3 protein-coding genes and 2 pseudogenes are annotated in these 5587 nt (G+C 74.8%); all 5 read right to left on the reverse strand.

From position 1 onward, the window contains the following. Positions 1-1415: pseudogene (locus ABD308_RS25835) on the reverse strand (heavy metal translocating P-type ATPase); the annotation flags it as partial. 68 nt (positions 1416-1483) lie between these two features. Beyond that, on the reverse strand, positions 1484-1642 hold the full coding sequence (locus tag ABD308_RS25840; RefSeq protein ID WP_344339023.1) for a hypothetical protein: 159 nt from the start codon (positions 1640-1642) through the stop codon (positions 1484-1486). Between the two features lie 233 nt (positions 1643-1875). Continuing rightward, positions 1876-2416, reverse strand: a pseudogene (locus ABD308_RS25845) (hypothetical protein); the annotation flags it as partial. 94 nt (positions 2417-2510) lie between these two features. Further along, positions 2511-4817: a lamin tail domain-containing protein gene (locus ABD308_RS25850; protein ID WP_344339024.1), complete on the reverse strand. Its 2307-nt coding sequence runs from the start codon at positions 4815-4817 to the stop codon at positions 2511-2513. Between the two features lie 246 nt (positions 4818-5063). Then, entirely contained in the window at positions 5064-5492 is a 429-nt protein-coding gene (locus ABD308_RS25855; RefSeq protein WP_344339025.1) for a PPOX class F420-dependent oxidoreductase, read from the reverse strand. Between the last annotated feature and the right edge of the window lie 95 nt (positions 5493-5587).

Raw genomic sequence — 5587 nt, forward strand, 5'->3', positions numbered from 1 at the left:
CGGGCGGCCGCCGCCACGGCCCGTCCGATGGGGTGCTCCGAGCGGTGCTCGACGGCTCCCGCGAGCCGCAGCACCCCGTCCTCGTCCACCCCCGCGCCGGCGGCCACGGCCACCGCCGCGAGCTCCATCCGTCCGGTGGTCAGCGTGCCCGTCTTGTCCAGCACCACCGTGTCGACCCGGCGCAGGCTCTCCAGCACCTCGGGACCGCGCACCAGCACGCCCAGTTCGGCGCCGCGCCCGGTCGCCGCCAGCAGCGCCGTCGGCGTGGCCAGGCCCAGCGCGCACGGGCAGGCCACCACCAGCACGGCGACCGCGGCCGTCACCGCCGCCTGCGGATCGGCGCCCGCGCCCAGCCAGAAGCCCAGCACGCAGACCGCCACCGTCAGCACGCAGGGCACGAACACCCCGGCCACCGTGTCCGCCAACCGCTGCGCCCGCGCCTTGCCGGCCTGGGCATCGGCCACCAGCCCGGTGATCCGGGCGAGTTGGGTGTCCGCGCCGACCGCCGTCGCCCGCACCACCAGCGCCCCGCCGACGTTCACCGTGGCGCCCGCGACCCGGTCGCCCGGCCCGACCTCCACCGGCACCGACTCACCGGTCAGCATGCTCAGGTCCAGCGCCGAACCGCCCTCTACCACCACCCCGTCGGTGGCCACCCGCTCGCCGGGCCGGACCACGAACTCCTGCCCCGGCAGCAGCCGTTCGATCGGCAGCATCCGCTCCTCGCCGTCGCGCGGATCGCGGACGCAGACCTCCTTCGCGCCCAGCTCGGCGAGCGCCCGCAGCGCCGAACCGGTGCGCCGCCGCACCCGCCCCTCCAACAGCCGCCCGGCCAGCACGAACAGCGGCACCCCGACGGCCGCCTCCAGGTAGACGTGCGCGCCGCCGCCGCCGTCCGCGGTCAGCGCGAACGGCATCCGCATGCCGATCTCGCCCGCGCCGCCGAACAGCAGCGCGTACGCGGACCAGCCGAACGACGCGACCACGCCGAGGCTCACCAGGGTGTCCATGGTCGCCGCCGCGTGCCGCAGGCCCTGCCAGGCCCGGCGGTGGAACCCGGCCGAACCCCAGCTCACCACCGGCAGCGCCAGGCCGAAGCAGACCCACTGCCAGGCCGGGAACTGCAGCGAGGGCACCATCGACAGCACCAGCACCGGCACCGCCAGCAGGGCCGTCACCAGCAGCCGCCACCGCTCCCCGGCGTCCTCCGCCTCCGGGCCGGCCGCCGCCGTGCCGTCGGGCGCCAACGTGGCCGTGTACCCGGCCCGTTCGACGGCCGCGACCAGCTCCTCGACGCCCACCGCGGCCGGGTGCAGCACCCGCGCCCGGCCGGTGGCCAGGTTCACCCCGGCGGTGACGCCCTCGATCCGGGCCAGCCGCTTCTCCACCCGGCCCACACAGGCCGCGCAGGTCATCCCGCCGACCACCAGGTCGGTGCTCACCAGCGTGTTCCCGGCGCTCCCCGGGCTCTCCGTCACCGACGTCACCGGCCCGCCCCCATCTCATGGCCCATCCCGGGCTTCCCGCCGCCCCCGCCCCCGGGCGTCAGCCCGGGCGTCACCGGCCCGGCCCCGCGCCCCACCACGAAGGCCACGGCGAACACCACCACCAGCAGCAGGGCGAACCCCGCCAGCACACTCAACGGCCGGCCACCCGGCGACATCCCACTCACCCCCCACCAGTCGTCCCCTGGCCCCTCCGAGTTCCCGAACACCCCGAATGACCCGAATCACATACCCCTACCCCGTGCCCGTGTCCACGCCCGGGAGCGCCCGCACGCGCCCCGGACACGGCGAGGGCCGGGGCACGTACGGTCTCCCGCACGCGCCCCGGCCCGTGACCAAGCCCTCCGGCGACCCGACCCGACCCGCCCCGCTACGCCCGCCGGCCCGGCCGCTGGTCGAGGTGGACCAGGACGCCCGAGTGGAACCGCTCGACGGCGGCGTCGACGCTCCGGATGAACCCGCTCTCGGCGTTGCCCCGGGTGCTTCCCATGCCCTTGGACAGCGAGAGCCGGAACCCGGTGATCCGCGAGGAGTCCTTCGGCAGCAGATCGCCGGGCTCGGGCCGCAGCTTCTCCAGCGTGCCCCCGGGGCCCGGCCGCCGCGCCATCCGTGAGCGTCTCGACGTGCAGATCGGCCGGGGCCTCGGCGAGCTGCCGGACCAGTCGCTTGACCCAGCTCAGCGGGTAGCCCTGCTCGGGGGCCGGGATCTCGGTGGAGGTCCGCAGCCGGCCGGTCCGCAGATCGGCCGTGACGGCGAGGGTGCCGGCGGCGCCCTCGATCCGGATCTCCGCGTCCAGCCGGCCGTCCTCGCACAGCCGCCCGGCCAGCGCACCCCGCCGCGCCCGCCCCGGCAGCACCTTGACGCCGAGCTCCCCGCCGAGCTGGAAGCAGACCTGCCGGATCAGCCGCTCCCGGCAATCGGACATTCCCGGCCGCGGGGTATGGCACTGCCCCGGCGTCGAGGAGGTGACGCCGGGGCAGGGAGGGGCCGGGTGGATACGGGCGCTACGGCAGCGGGATGCGGACGACCTGGGGGTCGTGGTCGCTCAGCTGGGTGGCGAACTCGCTGTTGAGGTGGACGATGTCGTAGCCGTACGGCTTGGCGGCGAGGGCGGGGGAGATGAGGATGTGGTCCAGCACCTGGGAGTTGCCCTCGTAGACGTAGGTGTAGCGCTCGGCGAGGGGGAGGGTGCGGGGGAGGTCGACCAGGGAGCCGCCGGCGGTGAGGAGGTCGGTGGTCTGGGAGAACTCGAAGTCGTTGAGGTCGCCGAGGACGATGACCGAGGCGTTCGGGTCGACGGCGAGGATCTGGTCGGTGAAGGTCTTCACCGCGGCGGCCTGCGCGTGCCGCTGGGTCTCCGAGGGGCGGGCCGGCTGCTGGTAGCGGCCGAAGAGGGGCTGGTCGCCGCCTTTGGAGTTGAAGTGGTTGGCGATCACGAAGACCGGGCGGCCGTTCCAGTGGAACTCGCCCGCGAGGGGCTTGCGGCTGGCGGTGAACGCGGAGTTGGCCGGGTCGATCCGGCCGGGGGAGTAGGCGAGGGCGGGGGTGCCAGCGTTGTTGACGATCGCGTTGGCGGTGGTGGAGCCCGCGCCGGGGCGGTCGGTGAAGGTCAGGCCGCGGTCGGTGCGGTAGAGGAAGACCTGGCGGATGTTGCCGCCGGGCTGGCCGCCGTCCTGGTCGTTCACCGGGTTGATCTGACGGTAGGAGTAGGCCGGGCCGCCGGCCGCGCTGATCGCGGCGACCAGCTTGGCCACCGTCTGGTCGGCGGCGACGACGCCGTTGTCGGTGGCGCCGGAGTTGTCCTGGATCTCCTCCAGGGCGACCAGGTCGGGCGAGCGGAGGTTGCCGACGACGGCGGCGGCGAGGCCGTCGAACTTGCTCTGCGGATCGCCCGGGGCGAGGTTCTCGACGTTGAAGGTCGCCGTGGCGAGTTCGCCGGCGGTCTGGGCGGAGGTGGTCTCGGCGGCGAGACCGCCGGGGACGACGGTCGGGGTCGCGGTGACCAGCAGCTTGAAGTTGCCGAAGGAGTAGTCGAGGACGCCGACGGTGGCGCCGGAGAGGGTGTCGCCCGTGTTGGCGGTCGGCGTCGGCGCGAGCACGTCGTCCAGCAGGACCCGCTCGGGGTTGCCGTCGCCGGCCTGCAGCAGGATGCCGCCGCGGTTGGTGCGGGTGGTCGAGCCCTGCGGGACGACCGGGATCTCGCCGAAGGAGCTGCTCGGGCCGACCACGGCGGCGTTGTTCACCTGGACCCGCATGCCCTCCAGGGACTCCCAGAAGTCCAGGCCGTCGGTGGCCGGCTGGAATCCGCCGGCCGTCTCGACGTCGCCCGTGGTGACGCTGGAGACGACCGCCGCCGGCGGGACCCGGCCGCCCGCGCCGACCACGGTGGCGGCGGGCGGCGCGACGTTGTGGGCGAGGACCGTAGTGGTGGGCGCGGTCAGCTCGGTGGTGGTGAGGTTGGTGGTGCCGCCGGTGCCGCCCGGGCGGAACTCGCTCACCGTGCCGCCGACCTTGACCGAGTCGCCGACGGCCACGCCCGGGGCGCCGGCGGTGTAGACGTAGACCGCCTCGCTGGTGGCCGGGTCGGCGTCGGGCTGCGGGTCCTGGAACCAGTAGCCGCTCGGGCCGACCGTCGTGACGACGCCGGGGACGGCGCTGACCGCCTGGCCGGCCAGCGGGGAGGTGCGGGCCGCGCCCTGGAGGTCGTGGATGCGGGTGCCGCCGGTCCCGCCGCCGGTGGAGGACGAGTTGCGCGGGGTGGGCGCGGTGACGGCGAAGTCGGCCGCGTTGTTGTCGGTGTCGGTGGCCCCGCCGCCCGCCCGCACCGCGGCGGTGGTGTTGGCGAGGTTGCCGGTCGGCGAGCCCTCGGCCGAGCCGGCGGTCGTGCCGTAGCCGACGAAGTCCTTCACCCCGGGCTGGGTGGCGCAGCCGGTGGAGCAGGTCAGCGCGGTGGAGTTGGTGACCAGCGCGACCTTGCCGGCGTTGGCGCCCATGGCGATCGTGCCGGTGGTGTCCGGCGTCGGGAGGGCGGCGCCGGAGCCGGCCCCGGCCGCCTCCTGCACCAGGTGGTACGCGCCGGGGGCGATGGTGCCCGACAGCGTGGTCCGGGACCAGGCGGAGCCGGTGGCGGAGGCGTACTGGACGGTCCAGCCGGTGACGGAGACCGGCACGGTGCCGCGGTTGTACAGCTCGATGAAGTCGTTGGTGAACGGGGCGCCGGAGTTGCCGCCGCCGCCGTACACCTGGCTGATCACGATGTCCGGCGACACCGCGTGCGCGGTGCCGGCCGGCAGGGCTATGAGCGCTCCCACGACGGTGGCGGCCGATGCCACCGCCAGTGCACGGAGCCGGACTCGATCGGTTCGCCGCATGGGGCGGCCCTCCTGACGCGCGAACGGATGGTGGTGGGGCGCTGTGTGTTGTAGCAGCGCCACCGTTGCCATACCGCACGCTCCGGCGGACGACCAGGCGTACAACGGAAGAACGTTTAGGCTGACATGAACCGGACGAGCAAGGTGGGGTGGAGGTGACGGACGCGGCCGGTGTGCGCGCGGGCGTCAGCCGTCGGTGAGGGTGAGACGGATGCCGACGGTGCCGCGATCGCCGCGCCGCAGCCGGCTGCCGGCCAGGGTGAGGACGCCGACCAGGCCGTACTTCTGCCGCAGCAGCGTCCGGTAGGCGGCGGTGCGCTCCGGGCCGAGGATCTCGGCGGTGGCCGGGTGGGACTCGCCGGTCGGCCTGCCGCGCACGTCGCAGGGGCCGACCAGGACGTCCGGGCGGTTGCGGATCCGCTTGACCTTCCAGGAGTCGGCGACGGTCCAGATGCCGAGCGCCTCGCCGTCGCGCACCACCCACACCGGGGTCGGCACGGCGGTGCCGTCCTTCTTGAAGGTGGTGACCAGCAGATAGCTTCCGGAGGAGAGGCTGACGAGGCGTTCGAGCAGCTTCTGCCGGCGCGGGTCGGGGTCGGGGGTGGCGGCACTCATGCCGGGCATTCTAGGGTCCGTTCGCACGCCCCGGGCGTCGCCCGGCAGGCGGGGGTGTGAGGACGGACCCCGAAGCCGTGATCACGGCCTTCCGG

Source organism: Kitasatospora putterlickiae, from assembly GCF_039527695.1.
GTDB classification, from domain to species: domain Bacteria; phylum Actinomycetota; class Actinomycetes; order Streptomycetales; family Streptomycetaceae; genus Kitasatospora; species Kitasatospora putterlickiae.

Coding starts and splice junctions, on each gene's coding strand:
- ABD308_RS25855 (WP_344339025.1), bottom strand. CDS start 5,492: ATGAGTGCCGCCACCCCCGACCCCGACCCGCGCCGGCAGAAGCTGCTC.